The organism is Mucilaginibacter sp. McL0603 (assembly GCF_049992945.1).
In the GTDB taxonomy this organism is placed as follows: domain Bacteria; phylum Bacteroidota; class Bacteroidia; order Sphingobacteriales; family Sphingobacteriaceae; genus Mucilaginibacter.
Genome location: NZ_CP188251.1, coordinates 4063938 through 4087263 on the forward strand (window position 1 = coordinate 4063938; position 23326 = coordinate 4087263).

General features: G+C 39.1%; 20 protein-coding genes. 12 read left to right on the forward strand and 8 right to left on the reverse strand.

The features are described from left to right. The first annotated feature begins 114 nt into the window (after positions 1-114). Both ACPPVU_RS18615 and ACPPVU_RS18620 read left to right on the forward strand, forming a co-directional pair. Positions 115-2085 carry a M1 family metallopeptidase gene (locus ACPPVU_RS18615; RefSeq protein ID WP_426668115.1) on the forward strand — a complete coding sequence of 657 codons (1971 nt, stop codon included), beginning with the start codon at positions 115-117 and terminating at the stop codon, positions 2083-2085. Positions 2086-2247: 162 nt separating this feature from the next. Beyond that, positions 2248-2871 (forward strand): hypothetical protein, encoded by a 624-nt coding sequence (locus tag ACPPVU_RS18620; protein WP_426668116.1) that lies wholly within the window; start codon positions 2248-2250, stop codon positions 2869-2871. Positions 2872-2935: 64 nt separating this feature from the next. Here the strand turns inward: ACPPVU_RS18620 and ACPPVU_RS18625 are convergent, their stop codons facing one another. Next, the gene (locus ACPPVU_RS18625) at positions 2936-3388 is read right to left on the reverse strand and encodes a hypothetical protein (RefSeq protein WP_426668117.1); all 453 of its coding nucleotides are present in this window, start codon (positions 3386-3388) and stop codon (positions 2936-2938) included. Positions 3389-3600: 212 nt separating this feature from the next. Here ACPPVU_RS18625 and ACPPVU_RS18630 point away from each other — a divergent pair, with 212 nt between their 5' ends. The 3 genes from ACPPVU_RS18630 (at position 3601) to ACPPVU_RS18640 (ending at position 7009) form a co-directional block, all read left to right on the forward strand. After that, positions 3601-5883, forward strand: a complete 2283-nt coding sequence (locus tag ACPPVU_RS18630) for an ATP-dependent helicase (RefSeq protein WP_426668118.1) — start codon at positions 3601-3603, stop codon at positions 5881-5883. Between the two features lie 240 nt (positions 5884-6123). Then, positions 6124-6492, forward strand: a complete 369-nt coding sequence (locus ACPPVU_RS18635; protein WP_426668120.1) for a helix-turn-helix domain-containing protein — start codon at positions 6124-6126, stop codon at positions 6490-6492. Between the two features lie 229 nt (positions 6493-6721). Further along, positions 6722-7009: a hypothetical protein gene (locus tag ACPPVU_RS18640; RefSeq protein WP_426668122.1), complete on the forward strand. Its 288-nt coding sequence runs from the start codon at positions 6722-6724 to the stop codon at positions 7007-7009. Positions 7010-7162: 153 nt separating this feature from the next. On the opposite strand, the gene ACPPVU_RS18645 is transcribed toward ACPPVU_RS18640, so the two are convergent. Further along, a complete protein-coding gene (locus ACPPVU_RS18645) occupies positions 7163-8599 on the reverse strand; it encodes a tetratricopeptide repeat protein (RefSeq protein WP_426668124.1) in 1437 nt (478 codons plus the stop codon). 470 nt (positions 8600-9069) lie between these two features. Here ACPPVU_RS18645 and ACPPVU_RS18650 point away from each other — a divergent pair, with 470 nt between their 5' ends. From ACPPVU_RS18650 to ACPPVU_RS18660, 3 genes are all read left to right on the forward strand, one after another. Then, entirely contained in the window at positions 9070-9312 is a 243-nt protein-coding gene (locus ACPPVU_RS18650) for a hypothetical protein (RefSeq protein ID WP_426668125.1), read from the forward strand. 54 nt (positions 9313-9366) lie between these two features. Next, positions 9367-9615 (forward strand): hypothetical protein, encoded by a 249-nt coding sequence (locus ACPPVU_RS18655; protein WP_426668126.1) that lies wholly within the window; start codon positions 9367-9369, stop codon positions 9613-9615. A gap of 355 nt (positions 9616-9970) precedes the next feature. After that, positions 9971-11344 (forward strand): dipeptidase, encoded by a 1374-nt coding sequence (locus ACPPVU_RS18660; RefSeq protein WP_426668127.1) that lies wholly within the window; start codon positions 9971-9973, stop codon positions 11342-11344. 68 nt (positions 11345-11412) lie between these two features. Here the strand turns inward: ACPPVU_RS18660 and ACPPVU_RS18665 are convergent, their stop codons facing one another. Beyond that, positions 11413-12468, reverse strand: a complete 1056-nt coding sequence (locus ACPPVU_RS18665; RefSeq protein WP_426672205.1) for a mandelate racemase/muconate lactonizing enzyme family protein — start codon at positions 12466-12468, stop codon at positions 11413-11415. A 219-nt stretch (positions 12469-12687) separates the two neighbouring features. Here ACPPVU_RS18665 and ACPPVU_RS18670 point away from each other — a divergent pair, with 219 nt between their 5' ends. From ACPPVU_RS18670 to ACPPVU_RS18685, 4 genes are all read left to right on the forward strand, one after another. Next, positions 12688-13413 carry a DUF4290 domain-containing protein gene (locus ACPPVU_RS18670; RefSeq protein WP_426668128.1) on the forward strand — a complete coding sequence of 242 codons (726 nt, stop codon included), beginning with the start codon at positions 12688-12690 and terminating at the stop codon, positions 13411-13413. A 119-nt stretch (positions 13414-13532) separates the two neighbouring features. Next, entirely contained in the window at positions 13533-14840 is a 1308-nt protein-coding gene (murA, locus tag ACPPVU_RS18675; protein WP_426668130.1) for a UDP-N-acetylglucosamine 1-carboxyvinyltransferase, read from the forward strand. Between the two features lie 119 nt (positions 14841-14959). Then, a complete protein-coding gene (locus ACPPVU_RS18680) occupies positions 14960-16513 on the forward strand; it encodes an ArnT family glycosyltransferase (RefSeq protein WP_426668131.1) in 1554 nt (517 codons plus the stop codon). A gap of 105 nt (positions 16514-16618) precedes the next feature. After that, a complete protein-coding gene (locus ACPPVU_RS18685; protein WP_426668133.1) occupies positions 16619-16990 on the forward strand; it encodes a DMT family protein in 372 nt (123 codons plus the stop codon). A 110-nt stretch (positions 16991-17100) separates the two neighbouring features. On the opposite strand, the gene ACPPVU_RS18690 is transcribed toward ACPPVU_RS18685, so the two are convergent. The 5 genes from ACPPVU_RS18690 to tig form a co-directional block, all read right to left on the reverse strand. Beyond that, the gene (locus tag ACPPVU_RS18690) at positions 17101-18459 is read right to left on the reverse strand and encodes a pyridoxal-phosphate dependent enzyme (RefSeq protein ID WP_426668134.1); all 1359 of its coding nucleotides are present in this window, start codon (positions 18457-18459) and stop codon (positions 17101-17103) included. A gap of 129 nt (positions 18460-18588) precedes the next feature. Further along, the gene (locus tag ACPPVU_RS18695) at positions 18589-19443 is read right to left on the reverse strand and encodes an AMP nucleosidase (RefSeq protein ID WP_426668135.1); all 855 of its coding nucleotides are present in this window, start codon (positions 19441-19443) and stop codon (positions 18589-18591) included. 167 nt (positions 19444-19610) lie between these two features. Beyond that, positions 19611-20849 carry an ATP-dependent Clp protease ATP-binding subunit ClpX gene (gene clpX / locus ACPPVU_RS18700; RefSeq protein WP_426668136.1) on the reverse strand — a complete coding sequence of 413 codons (1239 nt, stop codon included), beginning with the start codon at positions 20847-20849 and terminating at the stop codon, positions 19611-19613. Between the two features lie 99 nt (positions 20850-20948). After that, positions 20949-21668 (reverse strand): ATP-dependent Clp protease proteolytic subunit, encoded by a 720-nt coding sequence (locus ACPPVU_RS18705; RefSeq protein ID WP_426668137.1) that lies wholly within the window; start codon positions 21666-21668, stop codon positions 20949-20951. Between the two features lie 200 nt (positions 21669-21868). Continuing rightward, a complete protein-coding gene (gene tig, locus ACPPVU_RS18710; protein WP_426668138.1) occupies positions 21869-23221 on the reverse strand; it encodes a trigger factor in 1353 nt (450 codons plus the stop codon). Positions 23222-23326 lie beyond the last annotated feature (105 nt).

The window sequence follows — 23326 nt, forward strand, 5'->3', positions numbered from 1 at the left end:
TCTGAAAGTTTTAAAAATGTGCAATTATCACATTCCCAATTTTTAACAGATTCAAATTAATACATCTTCAAATTAATTTGTTTTATTTGCGCCCAAATTATCAAAATCTCAATAATGAACTGTTTTAAATTAAACCACGCGGCGGGTATTGGCCTCATGTTGCTGCTTGCGATCAATGCATCTGCCCAAAGCGCAACTGACTCCATTAAATACGACCACCAGGATCTTTTTGGCCCTATTACCTGGCCTGTTACAAGTGGTAATACAAGATCGGCAAATGGCAACCCAGGCGAACATTACTGGCAAAACCGTGCTGATTATACAATCAAAGCAACACTTAACGAAGCACAACAGGATACTACCATCAATGGTGAGGTAACCATTGCCTATACCAATAACAGCCCCGACCAGTTAGATCATTTATGGCTGCAACTCGATCAGAATTTATTTAAACCTGATTCACGCGGTGCGGATGTTACGCCTTACACCGGCGACCGTTTCGACGTAAAAGGATTCAGTCTTGGTGGTTATCATATTGCTTCGGTATCTGTAACTTATAAAAATCAAACTTATATTGTTCAACCAGTGATTACCGATGCACGCATGCAGGTTCGCTTGCGTACTCCACTTGGTTCAAAGGGTGATAAAATATCCGTTAAAGTAAACTACAGCTTTTCGATACCATTTTATGGTGCTGACCGTATGGGTCGCAAGAAGTTTAAAGACGGCTATGTATACGAAATTGCACAATGGTACCCACGCATGTGTGTGTATGATGATGTAGAAGGATGGAATACTTTACCATATATGGGACTGGGTGAATTCTATTGCGAATACGGCAATTTTGATTATTACGTCACTGCCCCTGCGAATATGACTGTAGTTGGTTCAGGTGATCTGCAAAACGGTGCGCAGGTGCTTTCAGCTACTGAGCAAACACGTTTGGCCACAGCACGCAACAGCGATAAAACCGTAATGATCATTAAACCTGAAGAAATTGGTAAAAACGATAACGCTACAGGCAACAAAACCTGGCACTTTAAAATGCTGAACAGCCGTGATGTATCATGGGCAGCATCAAAAGCATTTATATGGGATGCAGCAAGAGTGAATTTTCCTTCAGGGAGAAAAGGTATTGCAATGTCAACCTACCCTGTTGAAAGTGCCGGAAATGATTCATGGGGACGTTCAACCGAGTACTTGAAATACAGCATGGAGATATACTCTAAAAAATATTTCGAATATCCATGGAACTCCGCAGTAAGTGTATCAGGTGTGGCTTTAGGTATGGAATATCCGGGTATTATCTTCTGCTTAAGCAATTTAAAAAACGGCAATCTTTGGGGTGATGTTACTCATGAAATTGGTCACAACTGGTTCCCGATGATCGTTGGCTCAAACGAACGTAAATATATGTGGCAGGATGAAGGCTTTAACACCTTTATTAACGAATACGCTACCGAGCAATTCAACCACGGCGAATACAATGATACTGCAAAACGTGCTCAAGCCATTTTGCGTCAATTCAAAAACAGTAAAGACCCGCTTATGACCCCGCCTGAGGCGATCGGCTTAAGAGATTATGGTCAGTATTATGTTAAGACAGCTTTAGGTTTGGATATGCTGCGTAATGTGGTTTTAGGTCCGGACCGTTTTGATTATGCTTTCAATGAGTATATTAAACACTGGGCGCTTAAGCACCCGCTTCCTTATGATTTCTTCCGATCTATGAATGATGCTTCGGGCGAAGACCTGAACTGGTTCTGGAAATCATGGTTCTTTACTACCTGGAAAATCGATCAGGCTGTACAAGCGGTTGATTATGTAAAAAATGATCCGACTCAAGGCGCTATCATCACTTTAGTAAATAAAGAGAAAATGGCAATGCCTGTTGACCTGTTGATTACTCAGGAAAATGGCGCTACCGAAACCCTGCACTTGCCGGTAAACGTTTGGCAACGTGGTGGTGTATGGAAATTTAAATATCCATCCAAATCAGCCATAAAAAGCATTGTTTTAGATCCAAACAGGGAATTACCTGATATCGATCTGAAAAATAATGTTTGGAAAGCGCCCGCTAAATAAGGTGAAAGGATAAAGGCGAAAGCTGAAAGGTAATTCCTAAATATATTAAAGACCGGGTTTAAGAGATCCGGTCTTTTTATTTATAACGTATTCTAAATTGTTGTTAATAAATAAGTTATAGCCTGCTGTAACCTTTTCTTTTCAGCGTTTGTCATAAACGCTATGAAAACAAACTCACCATACAAATTACTTGCAATCAGCTTCCTGCTGTTATTGCCCTGCTTTAGTTTTGCACAGGACATTCCCGCCATCAAAAAAGTATTCAGAGACTTTCAAGCCGGTTATAGTAAACGCGACACCACAATGACTGAAAGTTTTGGCAACCATTTATTCGCAAAGGATATTTTCGTTTTGGGAACCGGATCAGAAGAATGGGTCTCAGGAATAAGCGCAGCAAAAAACCTCATAAAAAATGACTGGGCTTACTGGCTTAACTTGTCTATAGATACAACTAAACTAAACTTACAAAAAGCGGGCAATGTTTATTTGTTTGCTATGGCCGGAACGGCTTATTTGCAGTTTCCCAATAAAGAGATAGCCTATGGTTATGGGATGGGTCAGATAAATAACATTCTTAAAAAGGAAACGGATAACCGTCTGAAATTATTAGCTCTGGCACAGGAATCTTCAAACCTTATAAATGAAATTGAAAAAGGGGGTTTGGATGTTAGATATCAGATCAGGCTAACAGGCACCCTCATTCTGCAGAATGGTCAATGGGTATTTCAACAACTGGTTTATTCTTTTCCTTACCCTATGCAAAGAGAAACTGCGGGGGTCAAATAATAAATCTGGAATCGAACATCCGAAACGGCAAAGCCCTCTTGAGCCCTCCGCTAGCGCAGGAGCTTTACACAGCTTCGCCATTAAAACTAATTGTCTCGAACCATGCAGGTTTAAGATGATCAACGTTGGCTACGGGATTAACTTTTTGCAATAAGCCATTTTCATCAACAAATAGTCCGGAATAATACGAGCTTTCACCGCATCTAATTATATCTTTTTTTTCGTGAGCATGTATTGCAACCATCCAAAAGATAGGTTCTTGTTTGTCTAATCGTGAATTGGCTTCACTAAATACCTCATCCCAGTCTTTACCAACTTTCGACAATAAAAATTTGAACAAGGGAGTATAATCATATCCGAATTGTCCACTATGCATAGGGGCGTGTGAGGCTTCATTATTTAGGAATTGCTTAGTGTTGCGTTCATGTCGAAAATCACCACCCTTAACCACATAGTATTTGCAACTTAAAGACACTTTATTTTCTTTACGATATAAGGATTCCTTTTTCCTATTCACTTTAAGAATTGATTATGACTAGCAAATATATAAATCTGCCGTCTGGCTTACAAATTAGATGTTTTACCTTTTTAGTTCTCGCGGCCCCCTTTTGAGGCTTTGCAAGAGCAGAATAGATAAAATCCGAAATCGAACATCCGAATTCCGAAATCATTCTTCTTCCTTTCGCCTTAAAAATTTAATTTCGCAGACATAGAAAAGAGGAAAAGATTTTGGATTATTTACAAGGATTAAACCCGGCTCAGCGGGACGCAGTACTGCAGGCCAAGGGACCGGTGATGATCATTGCAGGCGCAGGTTCGGGAAAAACAAGGGTAATCACCATGCGTGTGGCACACCTGATAGCCAGCGGTGTTGATGCTTTTAATATACTGGTACTCACCTTTACCAATAAAGCCGCCAAAGAAATGCGCGAGCGTATTATGCACGTTGTAGGCGCTGAGGCTAAAAATATATGGATGGGCACCTTTCACTCGGTTTTTGCCAAATTATTGCGTGTAGAGGCTGATAAGATAGGTTATCCAAACAATTTCACCATTTACGATACAGATGATAGCAAAAGTGTGATCAGGGCTATTTTAAAAGAGATGAGCCTCGATGATAAGCTGTATAATCCAAATTTTGTGTACAACCGTATATCGGCCGCCAAAAACAACCTTATATCCTGGCAGGAATATATGCAGAACGAACAGATACAGGCTGATGATTTCTCCACCGGGCGCGGGCAATTAGGTGAAATATATAAGACCTATGCCAGTCGCTGTTACAGGGCCGGAGCTATGGATTTTGATGATCTGCTTTTCCAGACCAACAGGCTACTGAAGGAAAACCCAGAAGTGCTAAACAAATACCAGCACAAGTTTAAGTACCTGATGGTGGATGAGTATCAGGATACTAACTTTTCACAATACCTCATTGTTAAAAAACTGGCAGCTGTTAATGAGAATATTTGTGTGGTTGGGGACGATGCGCAAAGTATCTATGCGTTCCGTGGCGCAAATATCCAAAACATATTGAATTTTGAGAAGGATTATCCTGACCTGAAAATATTTAAGCTGGAGCAGAACTATCGCTCTACCCAGAATATTGTAAATGTTGCCAACAGCATCATCGCCAATAATAAGGAGCAGCTTAAAAAGGAAGTGTTTTCTAAAAAAGAGGAAGGCGATAAAATAAAAGTAATGCGAGCCTTCAGCGATAATGAGGAAGGTAAGATAGTTGCTGAAGGTATAATGCAGGAAAGATCGACCAAAGGATTAAAGTGGAACAACTTCGCTATACTGTACCGCACCAATGCCCAGTCCCGCTCAATGGAAGAGGCTTTGCGCAAGTTGAATATCCCTTATAAAATCTATGGGGGGCAATCCTTTTATCAGCGTAAAGAAATTAAGGACTTAATAGCTTATTTCAGACTTACGATCAATCCAAATGATGAGGAAGCTTTGAAAAGGGTGATCAATTACCCGCGCAGAGGTATAGGTGATACTACGATTGACAGAATCATCCTGAGTGCAGACCAACACCAGATAACTCCCTGGGAAGTTGTTATTGAACCATCCAAATACCTTGATGGTCGCAGTTCGGCGTCTGTTGGTGTTTTTGGTACGATGATACAAAGTTTCCAGGTGATCACTAAAACACTATCTGCCTACGATGCTGCCTTACATATTGCGCAGCATGCAGGTATGCTCAAAGATCTTTACGAGGATAAATCTGTAGAAGGATTGAACCGTTACGAGAACATCCAGGAGTTATTGAATGGTATTAAGGAATTTTCAGAAAGGGAAGACATCGAAGAAAAAGGACTAGAAGTTTTTATGCAGGACGTGGCCCTTTTAACCAATGATGATAAAGGCGATGATAAAGATGTCGATACGGTCTCTTTAATGACCATACACTCATCCAAGGGACTGGAATTTTCGCATGTAAATGTGGTCGGGCTTGAGGAAAACCTTTTCCCATCGCAAATGTCACTTAATTCGCGCAGTGACCTGGAGGAAGAAAGGCGTTTGTTTTACGTGGCTGTAACACGCGCCGAAAGTAAACTGACCATCAGCTATGCTACCTCACGCTTTAAGTTTGGTACGCTGATCAGTTGCGAACCGAGCCGTTTTTTGGATGAGATTGATGCCCGCTACCTGGAACTGGATTTTACCGCCAAGCCGACGGCCAGCAATAATCCATTTTTTGACGACGAACGTAATTCATGGAACAAGCGAAATACGGATACGTTCTCAAAACCAAAGCCGGCTACAACACCGGTTAAAACTACTTCTATACTGGCAAAGGCCCATGTGCCGTCAGCCGGTTTTGCACCTTCTGATACCGGGAACCTGCAAGTCGGAATGGAAGTAGAACACGAGCGTTTTGGCTATGGCAAAGTGATAAGTCTCGAAGGCAATAAACCTGATATAAAAGCTACCATATTCTTCAAAGAAATAGGTCAAAAACAATTATTGTTAAAATTTGCTAAACTGCGGATTGTTAATAATTAACTAATTGTTTATAGCATTTTTAAATACTCAATCAGAGGAAACACTATTGCTAAATACATTAATTCATTAAGGATTAATTAAATTTTATTTAGATTTTTTTCGCATTTGTAGAATAATTTCCCCATGGATTGCCCAAATTCATTGCTTTATAAGTAAAATCGCCTGGATTTAACTATAAAAAACAATGGCACGTAGTTTGGTATAATGTTCCAACCCTTAAACTATTGACACTAAACTAACATGAGCGATCTAAACAAAAAAACAACCAACAAGTCTATTGGTAAAAGTATCCGTATATTACGTCATCAACATGGCTGGAGCCAAGAAGATATCGCTAATCGTTTGGGTATTTCGATCCCTGCCTTTTCAAAAATTGAAACCGGCGTTACTGATGTCAACTTATCACGTCTTGAACAAATCGCAAACATTTATGAAGTAAGCGTAGTTCAATTACTAACTGTAGACAACGAACAAGTTGAAATTGCACCTTCACACCTTAATCTTATCCAAAAGAAACTTACTGACCGTGAAGCTGAAATTGCAAACTTACAGCGCAAAGTGATTGAATTGTATGAAGAACTTCGTAACAAGAGTTCAATTGCTGTTTAGTCAGCCAATTGTTTAGTAAACCCTACATTGTAATTTAATTTATCCATTTATTATACAAAAATGGACGTGAGATTATTTGCTTATATTAAATATAAGGAAATAATCTTAATTTTTACAATTTAAAATTAAGACTGAATAAAATAGGCACTAAATAATTAAAACTATCACCTCTAAAAGGAATTTTGGAGTAACTATTGTATCACTATTATTACACCTATGTATAATTGTGATGCTAAATTTCCTTGTTTCCATTCCAAAAAATGGTGCTTTAAAGAAAGAAACCATTCATGACCCTAAAAGTAAATTAAAGATCAAGGTATTTGATCTTTTAAAATCAAAGCTTACACCCAAAAAAGGGGAAGTAAGATACTTTGTAACAGCTGGTGACGAAACTCTTGCTTTTGAAACCGAGGGCTACAACAATAAGCACCGCAATTTGCTGATATTGCAAATGATCTCGTGGTATTGTGTTTATCTTGGATTGATAGAAGCACAAATACATTCTAACTGGCCGTGATTGTGGTTTTAAGTTATGAGTCCTGAAAGAACTACTAATGTGTCAATTATGAATTGACGTTTAGTCCTAAGTCGAAAGTCTGGAGTCAGAAAAGCACACAATTGACTTAAGACTTATGACTAAAGACTGTTGACGTGACGATTGACTAATGACCTAAAAGCTGGTACGCTTTGGGTCGTGAAGGATATCAGTCATATCGATTATCTTGTCATCAATATCTGATACGCATTTATCCATCATGTTAATACATTCGCGCTGATCGACAAGGCCTTCTTTTTCCAGGTTCATTAAACCTTTAAGGGTGGCTATAGGGCCACGTATCTGATGCGATAAATAAGATGAATATTCGGATAGCTTTTTATTTTTAATCTGAAGATCGCGCGTACGCTCGTCTATTATTTCTTCAAGGTGATGATTAATGCGGTCAAGGTTATCTTTTTGCCTTGAGACCTCGCCATTCAACTCCGTAAGCCTTGCATTGGTCTTTGCTTTACGTTTCACGTTACCAAATAACAATGCTATCACTATTAACAGCATACCTGAACACGATGCAGCCCACCAGAACTTTACCCGGTCATTTTTTTGTTTTTCAATAATTAATTCATTTTCCCTTTGCTTCTCCTGCTGATCCTGTTGTTTCTTCATCAAGGTTAAATCAGAAGCCAGCGTACCGGTTTGTAGTATACTATCTCTTTTATAAATGGAATGTAAGTGGGTTAAGGCCTGCTGATAATTTTTCCTGCCGGATTCCAATTCATATAAATTATAAGTAAAATCAGCCACCAGGTCTTCATCTTTGGTAACCTGGGCATAACCAATCCCCTCTTCCAGAAACTTCGCAGCTTCAGCATACATTTTTCTTTCAATATATAATGATGAAAGTGACAGGTCAATTTTCCCTATCGACGTGTTCATATCTTTGTTTTTTGCCTCGCGGTTGGCCTCAAGCAATAGCTGCGTCGCCTTATCATATTGTTTTAACTTGTAATTTATGACACCGGTATTTTGAAGAATTAAAATCAAACTTACAGGGTCATTTATTTTATCAAATAGTTTCCGGCTTTTATCATAATACTCTAATGAAAGAGAAAAATTCTTTTTCTTCAGGTAAACATTCCCGATATTCAGATAAGCTTTGGCTGTTAACTTTTCATTCCCCAATTGCTGGGCCATTTTTAATCCTTTTTGTAAATATTCCAATGACGAATCATAGTCAATATCCAAATAAAGGTTTCCTATATTATTATATACACTCGCTTGCCCAAGCAGGTTATTAGCCCGTTTGAAGTACGACAATGCATTCAGATAGTCAGCAATTGCCGAAGTAGTATTATTAGAATAAAATTCGCCAATCCCCAATATTCTGTAGGATTCGGCTATGCCATTTTTATAATCTAATTTTTGAGCTAATTCCAGGGCTTGTTGAGCTTTTTTGATAGTTTCCTCGTGATCTGTTAAATGGATACTGAAGCCCTGCCTGTTCAATAAGTTCACCTGTGCTGTATCCTGGTTACCGACAATAGATATGCCAGCATACACTCTGCATAAAGAGATAAACAGAAAAAACACAAGTAAATAAACTCTTTTCATTAATTCAGGGACAGGCTTACAAGCTGCGTTAAAGTCAAAACAATAAACCCTAATACGTAAAAGATTTAAAAATGATGCGTTAAATATTTTTTTAGTAAAATTTTTATTTGTTGGAAACTTCATTATATTTGTTCTAGTTACTTTAGTTAATGAGTGTAAACTATTAATTAATAGCTTTTTATAAGCCGTTTTTTGATTACGTTTTTGTTTCTTTTGTGTTAAATTTTTAACACGATTTATATTAAAAAAGGGCCAAAATAGCAAAAAAACCAATAAACGATAAAAAACAGGCTATTAATAACTTATAAAGTTTATATAATTAAGAAAAATGCAACAAGTTCTGAGCAATACCAGGTTTTAATTGAATTGCGGAAAAGAGGGTAAATAAGTTAAAAAAACAGGGTGTTTTAATTAAGTAGAATAAATTAACCATTTAGATATACAACCATTCAATAATTAACATTCAAAGCATGAAAAAATTAATCTACGTTACCCTTGTTGTTTTAAGCGCAGGCGCGTTATCATCGTTCACTACAATTAAAAAAGATTCAGCTAAAAGCAAACATGATACTGTTGCCAGCAGAACTTCGCTAGCTACTGCAGACAGCAGAACTTCGCTAGCTACTGCAGACAGCAGAACTTCACTAGCTACTGCTGATGCAAGAAGCGCTAAGGTAGCTCATGACAAAACTCAGTTAGGTACTGCTGACTAATCAATAACAGAAATTTATTAACCATCAAATTCTATAACCATTAATCACATTCACATGAAAAAGGTAATCTTTGGAGCACTATTAATCGCGAGCATTGGAACATTATCAGCATTCACCTCTAAAACTGATACTGCTGTTGCCAGCAGAACTTCGCTAGCTACTGCTGACAGCAGAACTTCGCTAGCTACTGCTGACAGCAGAACTTCGCTAGCTACCGCTGACAGCAGAACTTCACTAGCTACTGCTGATGCAAGAAGCGCTAAGGTAGCTCATGACAAAACTCAGTTAGGTACTGCTGACTAATCAATAACAATTAGCAACTGACTCAATATCAATAATTTACTTTAAGATACTGATATTGGGATTGCATATGTATTGAGCAATTGATACATATGCAATAATTTCTCCGGATAAAGCCAAACCTGGATTTATTGACTTAAAAATAAGGTTTTAAGTCAATGGAAATGTTATGCAGTGTTTTGAACATAGTAGCATTTATAATTATAAGGCAACACCCATCCACCTATAAATTACAGCCCTTTTAAATCTCTTCTGCCAATTATGGTTTTTAGGAAATTACGTGGAATTTCCGCATAAAACATTTCCAAATAAATCTGACTATTCTCATAAAAGCTATATTTGCTTCAAATTGATAATTATGCAAGATATCAAGCAATATGTAGAGCACAATAAACAGCGCTTTTTAGATGAATTATTTGAATTATTACGCTTCCCTTCAGTTAGCGCTGACCCAAAATATAAAGCAGCTGTACTTAAAACAGCCAGCTATACAGCACAAAAATTACGTGATGCCGGTGCCGATAATGTAGAGATATGTGAAACTGCCGGTTACCCGATAGTTTATGGCGAAAAACTAGTTGATCCGTCAAAACCAACGGTTTTGGTTTATGGACATTACGATGTTCAACCGCCTGATCCTCTTGAACTTTGGAAAACACCTCCCTTTGAACCAACTGTACGTGATGGTAAAATATATGCACGCGGTGCCTGTGACGATAAAGGCCAGTTTTACATGCATGTAAAAGCTTTTGAATTGATGATCCAAAACGGTGGATTACCATGCAACATTAAGTTCATGATAGAAGGCGAAGAAGAGGTTGGCTCATCGAATCTGGGCATTTTTGTAAAAGCAAATAAAGAACGGCTGAAAGCTGATGTTGTACTTATATCAGATACTTCGATGATCAGCATGGAAAATCCTTCTTTAGAAACCGGACTTAGAGGATTATCCTACCTTGAAGTTGAAGTAACCGGTCCTAACCGCGACCTGCATTCGGGTGTGTATGGTGGTGCGGTGGCTAATCCGGCTACTATACTTGCAAAAATGATAGCCTCGCTTCATGATGAAAATAATCATATTACCATACCCGGGTTTTATGATGATGTGCTTGATCTTACTTCTGAAGAGCGCAAAGCACTAAATAATGCCCCTTATAACGAGGATGAATATAAAAAAGACCTTGGAGTAGACGCATTATGGGGAGAAAAAGGTTATTCTACCTTTGAACGTACCGGCACACGACCTACATTGGAAGTGAACGGTATTTGGGGCGGATATATTGGCGAAGGTGCTAAAACAGTATTGCCATCAAAAGCGAATGCCAAAATCTCGATGCGACTTGTTCCTAACCAGGGGTCTGACAAAATAACTAAACTGTTTACTGATCATTTTAAGAAGATAGCTCCCCCGTATGTAAAAGTTAAAGTTACCCCGCATCATGGCGGTGAGCCTGTTGTAACACCTACAGATAGCATTGCATTTAAAGCTGCACAGAAAGCAATAGCTGAATCATTTGGAAAAGACCCTATCCCAACACGTGGTGGCGGCAGTATTCCAATTGTAGCCCTTTTTGAGGCCGAATTAGGCATTAAAACTGTGCTGATGGGCTTTGGGCTGGATAGCGATGCATTGCATTCGCCAAACGAGAAATATGATATTTTTAACTACTACAAGGGTATTGAGACCATCCCTCTGTTTCACAAATATTTTGCGGAGTTGAGTGGTAAATAGTGATCAGAGATTGGAGACTAGTGATTAGTAATTCTCTAACTAATCACTAGTCTTAGATCACTAATCTTCTAAACAACAAACTTTTCACAATCAGCCAAAAAGCCTTCGTCAGCATCAGCCCCTATACCGGATGCATCATCAATATTTAAAAAATATCCGTCATAGGTCACTCCGCCGATGCAAGGGTCGGTCAGGTGGCCCAACATACAGGTGTCCATATCATAAAACCTGATGTTTGGACTTGCATAAACAAAGTGTAATTTGGCGCTTAATGCAATACGGCTCTCCAGCATCCCTCCCATCATACATGGAATGCCTTTTTCAGCCGCAAGATCGTGTATCTGCTTAGCTTCGAAAATACCGCCTGATTTGGAAAATTTTATGTTAATGTAATCGCATGAATTGCTGTTGATCTGCTTACGGGCGTCATGATGATTATAAACACTTTCATCCGCCATAATCTTTACAGGAGATAGTTTTTTCAATTCGGGCAAACGATCATCATACCAGGTGCGCATAGGCTGCTCACAAAATTCTATATCATATTGCCCAATTGCTTGCAAGGCATAAACTGCATCATCAAAAACCCACCCCTGGTTGGCATCAACCCTGATCTTTATTTCACCCCCTATCGCTTCACGTATTTGCTTTATACATTCTACATCGCTTTTAGCATCTTTTCCCAACTTTACTTTTAAAATTATTGCTCCGCTTTGTTTAAACTCAAGGGCTTTTTCTGCCATTAGTTGGGGCGTTGCTATACCAATCGTAATATCGGTCTCGACCCTCTTTTTACTTCCGCCTAAAAACTTATATAAAGGCAAATTGGCATTTTTAGCAGCAATATCATATAAGGCCATATCAAAAGCGCTTTTAATAGTACTGTTACCAGCCGTAAAATCATGTAATTGTTGTAACCGGGCAGGTAAGTCCAACGCATCCTGTCCTTTCCATAATTGGGCAAATTCTCGCGCCATTACCAGGCAGGTATCCTGTGTTTCGCCGACGATCATCGGAAAAGCAGAACACTCTCCTACTCCGTAGAAACCTGCATCAGTATGTACACGTATAAAAACATTCTGGGCGTGGTTCATAGTCCCGGTAGCGATTGTAAAAGGTTCCATCGGGATGCTGAACCTGTAAATATCAATATGAGTGATTTGTTGCAAGGCAGTAAAGTTTTAATCTTGAGTACAATATTAATGATTGGTGACAAATAATTTGCACTTTGGTGCAATTGCGTTATCTTTGCTTTACTTCAATAAATATTCAACTTTAGCCGCCCTTAATTTTTGGGGATCTGCGCTAATTTTAATTGATAAATCTTCATTAAAACTAATTTTATGGCTTTAGAAACAACGCCACAATTTGATTATAATTCCACACGGAATAAATTAATATTGTCAGAATACGGTCGCAATGTGCAAAATATGGTTAAGTATATTGTTGCATTACCGACCAAAGAAGAACGTAACCGCTATGCCCAGGTAGTAATAGACCTGATGGGCTTTTTGAACCCACACCTGAGGGATGTTGCCGATTTCAAGCACAAATTATGGGATCACCTGCACATCATTTCTGATTTCCAGATCGATGTGGATGCACCGTATCCTAAGCCCGCTCCAGATGCGATCCATCTTAAACCAGAGCCTCTAAAATATCCTCATCAACGTATAAAATACAAGCACTATGGCAAAACCATTGAACTGATGATTGAGAAGGCTAAATCCATAGACGAACCTGAACGCAAGCAGCATATGGTGCAGGCTGTTGCCAATTTTATGAAAATGGCTTATGTACAGTGGAATAAGGACTCCGTAGCAGATGAAACCATCCTGGCTGATTTAAGGGCAATGTCCGGTGGGCAGTTAAAACTGGAGGAGAATGTAAACCTTGCACGGGTTGAGTATCGCGCAAATACGCATAACCAAAGTACCAGCCGGGGACGCACTAACAACAACCAGAATAACAAAGGGCGCAGCAACAATAACAATCCACGAAATAACAATAATCAAAATAACCGTAACCGTAATAATGGCGGCGGTAGTGGTGGCACTAGAAAATATTGATTTGTTCATAGTTGATGGTTCATGGTAATAAAGTATTATTTACAATCTTTGCAACGCTCAACTAATAAACTGTTTTAATCAAGCTAATCTGGCTATGAACTACCAACTACGAACTAACTATGAATAACGCATTTGAAATAATCGGTGGCAAACCACTTAAAGGCGAAATTATACCTCAGGGTGCAAAAAACGAGGCGCTACAGGTACTGTCGGCCGTACTTTTAACAGCCGAAAAAGTAACGATCAGCAACATACCTGATATAAAGGATGTTAACAAGCTTATAGAATTGCTTGGAGATATGGGTGTTAAGGTTGATAAACTTGCTGCTGATACTTATAGTTTCGAAGCCAAAAATATCGATCTTAATTTTTTTGAATCTGATACTTTTAAAACCAAAGGCGGCGGCCTGCGTGGTTCTATCATGATTGTAGGCCCATTGCTTGCCAGATTTGGCAGTGCATCTATACCAAAACCGGGAGGCGATAAAATTGGCCGCCGCAGATTAGATACGCACTTTTTGGGGTTTGAAAAATTGGGGGCAAAATTTAACTATAACCCCAATACTGGTTTCTTTAATGTAGATGCGTCCGATCTAAAAGGAACTTATATCCTACTGGATGAAGCATCAGTAACAGGCACCGCAAATATTGTAATGGCAGCTGTACTTTCAAAAGGGACTACCACTATTTACAACGCCGCCTGCGAACCTTATCTGCAGCAACTGTGCAAAATGCTGAACCGCATGGGCGCTAAAATCAGCGGCATCGGCTCAAATTTGTTGACAATTGAAGGGGTGACTGAGCTACACGGAACTGAACACCGTATGCTACCGGATATGATCGAAATAGGTTCATTCATCGGGCTTGCAGCTATGACCGGTTCTGAGATCACTATCAAAGATGTTCATTATGACGAACTGGGCATTATCCCGGATACATTTAAACGCTTAGGCATAAAGCTAGAGCGCCGTGGCGATGATATTTACATCCCCGCACAAAAGCATTACGAGATAGAAACTTTTATTGATGGTTCTATCATGACCATTGCTGATGCCCCGTGGCCCGGCTTTACGCCTGACTTGCTCAGTATTGTTCTGGTTGTAGCTATACAGGCAAAAGGATCGGTATTGATACATCAGAAAATGTTTGAGAGCCGCTTGTTCTTTGTGGATAAACTATTGGATATGGGTGCACAGATCATTCTTTGCGATCCGCATAGAGCGACTGTAATAGGCTTAGACAAACAGGTGCAGTTGCGGGGTATTTCTATGACCTCGCCTGATATACGTGCAGGGGTATCTTTGTTAATCGCAGCTTTATCGGCACAAGGAAAATCAACCATTTTCAATATAGAGCAAATAGAACGCGGTTACCAGCATATTGATGATCGTTTAATAGCGCTCGGAGCTGATATAAAGAGAATATAAATCGAGGTGAAAGGATAAAGGTCAAAGGCGAACGGTTTAAATCGTATAAAAACAACCTTTTACCTTTCGGCTTTCACCTTTCAGCTCAAATATCTATCTTTATAGAAACCCTTATAAACTTGCATAGCTATAAGAATAATAAACCGAAATACGCCAATTTCATTCTGATCTTTGTTGCTATAAAAATAGGGTTAAACCTGTTGGCTATATCCCATTTTGGATTTCAACGGGATGAACTTTTGCATTTGGCTTTAGGCGATCATCTTGATTGGGGATTTAAAGAAGTTCCACCGTTTATTGCTTTATTGGCAAAGATCAGTACTACTATCTTCGGAGATTCCGTTTTTGCCACCAGAATATTCAGCACCATATTTAGCGGATTGATCATCTGGTTTACCGGGCTCATTGTTATTGAATTGGGCGGGAAAAAATTTGCTATTGCATTAGCCTGCCTGGCACTCATATTTTCGCCGGCCTTTGCAGCAAGCGGGTATCTTTTTCAGCCCGTTGTTTTTGATCAATTATGGTGGGTGCTAACAGTTTATCTGCTCATCCGCTATCTCAACACCTCATTGCCTATTTATATTTACCTATTGGGAATAGTGATCGGTGTTGGCTTATTAACCAAGTATACCATGGCTTTTTTTGCCATCGCCCTTATACTGGGATTATTGATAACCAAACAGCGTAAAATACTTTGGACCAGGCATATCTTATTCGCAGCACTTATCGCTTTATTATTGTTTCTGCCCAATATCATCTGGCAGTTTCAACATCATTTACCGGTTGTTACCCACATGAAAAACCTGCGGTCACAGCAACTGGATTATATCAGCCCTTCAGATTTTATCAAGCAGCAATTAACGGTTAATGGCATTGCATTATTTGTGTGGCTGATAGGATTTGGATTTTTATTATTCTCACCCAGGCTACGTAAATTCCAGTTTCTTGCTTTTGCATTTATATTGATATTCCTTTTCCTGCTCGAAATGAATGGTAAAAACTATTACCTGTTCGGTGCCTATCCAATGCTTTTTGCTGCCGGAGCCTATGGTTTTGAGCGATGGATGAAAGCAAGGAGTTATGTACTGCGTACTATCGCCATTTTATTTTTTACTTTGCCTAATCTTTTGTTATTCCCTTTGGCACTGCCTGTTTTTTCATTAGATCAAACAGTTTCTGTTTTCAGATTTGCGGGGAAAAATATGAATCTTAATATTAAATGGGAAGATCAGAAAGTACATCCGTTAACCCAGGATTACGGCGATATGCTGGGCTGGGAGGAAATGACCGAAAAGGTAGCCAAAGCCTATAACAATCTTACTCCTAAACAGCAAAAGAACACGCAGATATATGCAGATAATTATGGGGAAGCGGGTGCCATACATCATTTTGGAAAAAAATATAACTTACCAGATGTGGCCTGCCTTAACAGCAGCTTTACCCTTTGGGCACCGGATGACCTGAATGCGCATTATATTATTTATGTGGACGATAAAGGTGGTGACAATGTCAAAAAATTCGAATCGCAGCTTGATAGCTATACTAAAATAGGTGAAGTTGAAACTGCTTATGCACGTGAAAAAGGTACCGGAATTTTTCTCCTCGTTAACCCTAAACCTGCAATGAATGAGGTTTATAAAAAAGAGTTAGCGGTGAAGAGATTGGAGTGATTCTTTGGATGTGCAGATGTGTGAATATGCAGATGTGCAAATTATAGCATCATAATCATAAATAAAATGGCGTTATATTTAGTATTGTAATAAATATTCTGATCTATGCGTGGATTAAAAACCATCCTATTCCTATTTATCTCCAACACCTTCATGACTTTCGCCTGGTATGGGCATTTAAAATTCAAAGATTATTCATGGGGCAAAAATCTCGGATTACTGGCAGTTATCCTGATCAGTTGGGGATTAGCGTTTTTTGAATATATGTTCCAGGTACCTGCCAACCGGGCCGGATATGAAGGTGATGGCGGACCATTCAACCTCGTCCAACTAAAAACCATACAGGAAGCTATTACGCTTACGGTGTTTATGATATTTACCACGGTTTTCTTTAGAACTGAAAAACTAGCCTGGAATCATCTTGTGGGCTTCTGTTTGATCGTATTGGCGGTGTTTGTGATATTTAAGAAATGGTGAGTGGATGTGCAGATGTGAGGATATGCAAATGTGCAGATGTTCTATAAAAAGATAAAATACTCATATTCAATATATAAACCTTTTACCTTTATCCTTTTACCTTTCGCCTATTACGCCGATATCGCATTAATGATATCATACTGAGTAATTATCTCGATTTTGCCCTGGTCCTCTATCAGAACAGCAATATTGTCTTTATTGATCATCGATGATATCTTATCAATAGATGTATTTAAATCAACAAATGGGAATGGTGCTGTAGTGATGCTCTTGATCGGATGCGATTTTAAGGATGGGTTCTCAAGCAGGGCATCCAGAATATCGCTTTCGGTAATCTTACCGATCACCATGCCTTTTTGGGTAACGGGTATCTGTGAGATATTGAGTGATTTTATCGTGTTTATGGCCTCTATAACCGTTTTCTCACAGTCGATAGTAATGATCTCCTGGCTTTCTTTTTTCCTGATGATGTCTTTGGCCGTCAATTTTTCGTCCTTTAAAAATCCACGTTCGCGTAGCCAATCCTCGTTGTACATTTTGGCCATATAGCGCGATCCGTGATCCGGGAAGATGATTACTACTACATCGCCTTTTTTAAACATATCTTTAAGCTGCAATACGCCTGCAACTGCCGAGCCTGTTGAGTTGCCGGCAAAAATTCCTTCTTTCAGTGCTACTTCACGAGTCATTAAGGCGGCATCCTTATCGGTTACTTTTTCAAAATGATCGATCAGTTCAAAATCGACATTTTTGGGCAGGAAGTCCTCTCCTATACCTTCGGTGATGTACGGGAATATTTCATCCTTATCAAAAATGCCCGTTTCCTTGTATTTTTTAAATACCGAGCCGTAGGTATCTATACCGATTACTTTAATAGCGGGGTTCTTTTCTTTAAGATATTTAGCAATACCGGAGATAGTTCCACCGGTTCCCACACCTGCCACAAGGTGAGTTATTTTACCTTCAGTTTGTTCCCATATTTCGGGTGCGGTTTGCTCGTAATGTGCCTGCGAATTGGATAAGTTATCGTACTGGTTTGGTTTCCAAGAGTTTGGTACTTCACGCTCTAAACGGGATGAAACAGAATAGTAAGAACGTGCGTCTTCCGGATCAACGTTGGTTGGACAAACAATTACCTCTGCTCCAAATGCTCGCAACGCGTCAAATTTTTCTTTTGATTGCTTGTCGGTACTGGTAAAAATACATTTATACCCTTTTATAACCGCTGCAATAGCCAGGCCCATGCCGGTATTTCCTGATGTACCCTCTATAATAGTACCTCCTGGTTTAAGCAATCCATTTTTTTCGGCGTCTTCTATCATTTTAAGCGCCATGCGATCCTTAATAGAGTTACCGGGGTTGGTAGTTTCTATTTTTGCCAGAACGGTAGCCGGAATATCTTTAGTGATCGTATTTAATTTAACCATCGGCGTATTACCAATAGTTTCAAGTATATTATTGTACCACATTTGTTAGTTGATTGGTTATTAAGTTTGATTGAGTTGAATAAGTTAAAATGTCAATCAACAGCAAAATTAAGTATTTAAAATTTCACCCACTCACTTAATCCAACCTAATCTAACTCAATCAACTAAAAATTAAAATTTAAGATGCTTAACCGTTAAGCCATTGTTGATCAATTGCTTTAACGACTCAATCCCTACTCTTAAATGTGTTTCAACATATTGCTCTGTCACGTTCGAATCGCTTTCTGCTGTTTTTACACCTTCAGGAATCATCGGCTGATCGGATACCAGCAATAAGGCACCTGTTGGGATTTTATTGGCGAAGCCTGTAGTAAAAATAGTGGCTGTTTCCATATCCACTGCCATAGCGCGCAGATCTTTCAGGTATTTTTTAAAGTTTTTATCGTGCTCCCAAACCCTGCGGTTGGTGGTATAGCAGGTACCTGTCCAATAATCACGGCCAAAATCACGGATGGTGGTTGAAATAGCTTTCTGCAGCGCAAATGCGGGCAATGCGGGCACTTCGGCAGGCAGATAATCATTTGATGTACCCTCGCCCCTGATGGCTGCTATAGGCAGGATAAGGTCGCCTACATTGTTCTTCTTTTTAAGTCCGCCGCATTTACCTAAAAAGATCACTGCTTTAGGTTTAACGGCTGTAAGCAGATCCATCACGGTTGCTGCAACTGAGCTGCCCATACCAAAATTGATAATGGTGATACCTCCGGCCGAAACACTTTGCATTGGTTTATCTAGACCAACAATAGGTGCATTGTCATTCCACTCGGAAAATAGGTGCAGGTATTTTGAGAAATTGGTCAGGATAATATAATCACCAAAATCTGCTAATGGTCTGCCAGTATAACGTGGCAACCAATTGGCTACGATGGCCTCTTTGGTTTTTAGACCCGATTTTACAGGAGTTTCTATTTTGCTTACTTCCCTGGGGTCTAATTCGTCTTTTTTGATGTCTTTTTCTTCGTTCATAAACCTCTCCTAAATCCTCTCCTAAGGGAGAGGACTTTTAATATGTTCAATATATTTTTTACTATTATACCCCCTTCAGGGGGCAAGGGGGCTATACAACAAACCCCGGCGCTACACCAGGGTTTTTGTGATATTAACAAAGATAATATTTTAAACTGCCCTTGTTGTTAAGCTACTTTTAATTTTTTCAGGTCAGATTTTTCAAACTGATCCAGTGCATAATCCAGCGTTACGTTCAAACGCTTGGTATCCTTCTTAGAAGGGAACTCAAACATAGCGTCGATCATGATCGCTTCGCAAATTGAACGCAAACCACGTGCGCCGAGTTTAAACTCCATTGCTTTATCTACAATAAAATCAAGCACCTGGTTATCAAACTCGAGCTTTACGCCTTCGTATTCAAACAGCTTTTTATACTGTTTAAGTAATGAATTTTTAGGTTCGGTAAGGATATTATGCAATGCTTCCCTATCCAGCGGATTAAGGTATGTAAGCACCGGTAAACGACCAATCAACTCAGGTATCAACCCAAAAGATTTTAGATCCTGTGGTGTGATGTACTTGTAAAGATTTTTCAGGTCGATCTCACCTTCATGATGCGAAAGTTTGTAACCAACTGTTTGCGTACGCAGCCTGTTGGCTATTTTCTTTTCGATACCATCAAAAGCGCCACCGCATATAAACAAAATATTGTTTGTATTTACAGTGATCATTTTCTGATCCGGATGCTTACGGCCACCCTGAGGCGGAACATTAACCATTGTACCTTCCAATATCTTTAACAGCGCCTGTTGAACACCCTCTCCGGATACATCGCGTGTAATAGAGGCGTTGTCGCTTTTACGGGCGATCTTATCTACCTCATCAATATAAACGATACCTTTTTCTGCAGCAGCTACATCATAATCGGCAGCCTGCAGTAATCGGGTAAGGATACTTTCCACATCCTCTCCTACATAGCCGGCTTCTGTAAGTACAGTAGCATCGCAAATACAGAAAGGCACATTTAAGACTTTGGCAAGCGTTTTGGCAAGCAGAGTTTTACCTGTACCTGTTTCGCCCACCATAATGATGTTTGATTTTTCAATCTCTACTTCATCCTTTTCAATACGCTGATTTAAGCGTTTGTAGTGATTATACACCGCTACAGAAAGAATTTTTTTCGCATCATCCTGACCAATTACATATTGATCTAAATGACTTTTTATTTCGGCAGGCTTTAATAAAGCAGGCGACGAAGGCGATGTTTTTACCTTACGTACCTTCAACTCCTCAGCCAATATTTCATTAGCCTGGTTTACACATTTATCACAAATATGCGCATCCAAACCAGCAATCAGCATCAATGAATCCTGCTTACCAGCCCCGCAAAACGAGCATCTGATCTCTTTGCTGTTCTTATTCATTTTAATAGTGTATTTTCAAACTTAGTTAATTACCCGCACTTTTACAACGTTTTTCGATGTTTCGCTGTTATTAATACGTATTAATCAAGCTGTTGTTTGTTATTTCTTCCCTTTGCTTCCGCGCAATATTTCATCAACCATACCAAATTCTACGGCTTCTTCAGCTATCATCCAATGGTCGCGATCAGAGGCCTTATCTACTTTTTCGTATGATGCACCGCTATGATCAGCAATGATCTGGTACAATTCTTTTTTCAATTTGGTGATCTCGTGGTAGCTTATTTCGATATCTGACTGTTGCCCTTGCGCACCGCCTGATGGTTGGTGAATCATCACACGTGAATGTGGTAATGCAGCTCTTTTTCCGGCTGTACCAGCGCATAATAACACGGCTGCCATTGATGCCGCCATACCTGTGCAAATAGTCGCCACATCGTTTGATATAAACTGCATGGTATCATAAATACCTAAACCAGCATATACCGAACCTCCCGGAGAATTGATATAGATCTGGATATCGCGTTTGCTATCTGCTGATTGCAAAAACAATAATTGCGCTTGTATAATGTTAGCAATGTTATCATAAATAGCATCACCCAAAAATATAATACGATCCATCATTAAACGTGAAAACACGTCCATTTGCGCTACGTTTAACTGGCGCTCTTCGATGATATATGGGGTCATCGATGTGGTGGCAATTGATGATGGCAAATTGCTTCTTTCAACGCCTGCAATAAATTTATCTACATAAATGCTATTAATACGATGGTGTTTTACCGCGTATTTTCTGAATTCATTCTTATCGATATTGTCCATGATTTTTTGTTTTTCCTCTGATTTTTAATTGCGTTAAATATAGTTTTTAGTTGAATACAATTACTCAGGTAAAGTTTGTTAAAGGTAAAAATTATAAGGCGGGGACAAGGTAACCGTAAAAACAAAAGCAACCCGTAATAATGAGTTGCTTTGGTTCTAGTACTTAAATGTTATCAAAAAGCGCTTTTACGCCGATTCTCTTATTTCTCGATCTGCTCTTTGAAGTCTTTATCAGATATTTCTTTTTTATCCAAAGTAACTATGCTTTTAAGATAATCTAATACCTTAAGTGCTTTTACTTCTTCAAAAATCTTGTTAGCCTCATCCTTGTTCTGTAAATACTGAACAGTGTACTGACCTAATTGCTCATCGCTAAGCGGCTGCGGGCTATACATTCTGAACTGTGCATCCAAACGTTGCTTTGCAGCGGCAAAAACCTCTTCGTATTTGATCTCGATCTTGTTATCCTTAATAATCTTGTTTTCGATCAGTGTCCATTTCAGGTTTTTAGCAAAATCATCATAACCGCCGGTTAATTCCTCGTCGGTTAATTTCTCGTTCGTAGCTTTTAACCAACGTTTTAGAAACTCATCAGGCAATTCGAATTTTGCTTTTTCAATGCTCAGGTTGTACAGATCGTTTTGCAATTTGCGTTCAGCATCCTGTGAAAACATAGACTCAACCTCTTCGGTTATTTTAGCCCTGAATTCTGCTTCAGTAGTTACTGTACCTTCACCAAATAATTTGTCAAAGAACTCCTGGTTTAAATCACTTTCTTCCAAACGGTTCACATTTTTAACCGTTAGGAGGAATTTTGATTTTATATCAGTTGCCAGATCTTCATCAACTTTCAAAATAGCGCCAATGCGTGCTCCATCGTTATTATAAGCTTTCTGAATATCAAGCACAACCTGATCATCTTTTTTCAGGCCGATAAGTGATTTTTTGATCTTCTCATCCTGCACCTGATCCAAACGTACCGATGTTGTATTGGTGATACCACCATCAAAAACAGAACCATCCGGGGAAAGCTGTACCAATTCGGCATAAAGCACATCTCCGTCTGCCGATACGTCAGGATTTGTCATTTTGCCATAGCTTTTGCGGATGTTTTTGATACGGGCCTCCAGTGTTTCGTTATCAGCCTTGATCACATACTGAGTCACTTTATCTTTCGATGAAAAATCGATATCAAACTCAGGTGCTAAACCAACCTCATAATTGAACTCAAAATCATCAGCAAAATCCCAGTTGTATTGTTTGCTGTCATCCATTTTTGGTAATGGCTGGCCCAATACTTCAAGCTGTTGCTCATTGATATAGTTATTCAATGTATCAGAAAGCATGTTATTCACTTCATCAACCAATATGCTTTTGCCATACATCTTTTTGATATGCGCCGGAGGAACCATACCTGGTCTGAAACCTGGCATTTTTGCTTTTTTAGCATGGTCTTTTATTGCTTTATCAACCCTTGGCTGGTAATCTTCGGGTTTAATGTTGATGGTTACAACAGCATTTAGCTTGTCAATTTTTTCTTGTGAAATATTCATCTTTTTCCGCGTAATGTTTAACTTAAAGTCCCATGTCTGTCACGCTATTAAAGGCGAAGCATGCACTTGTTTTGGGAGTGCAAAGGTATTAAAATTTTATAAAAA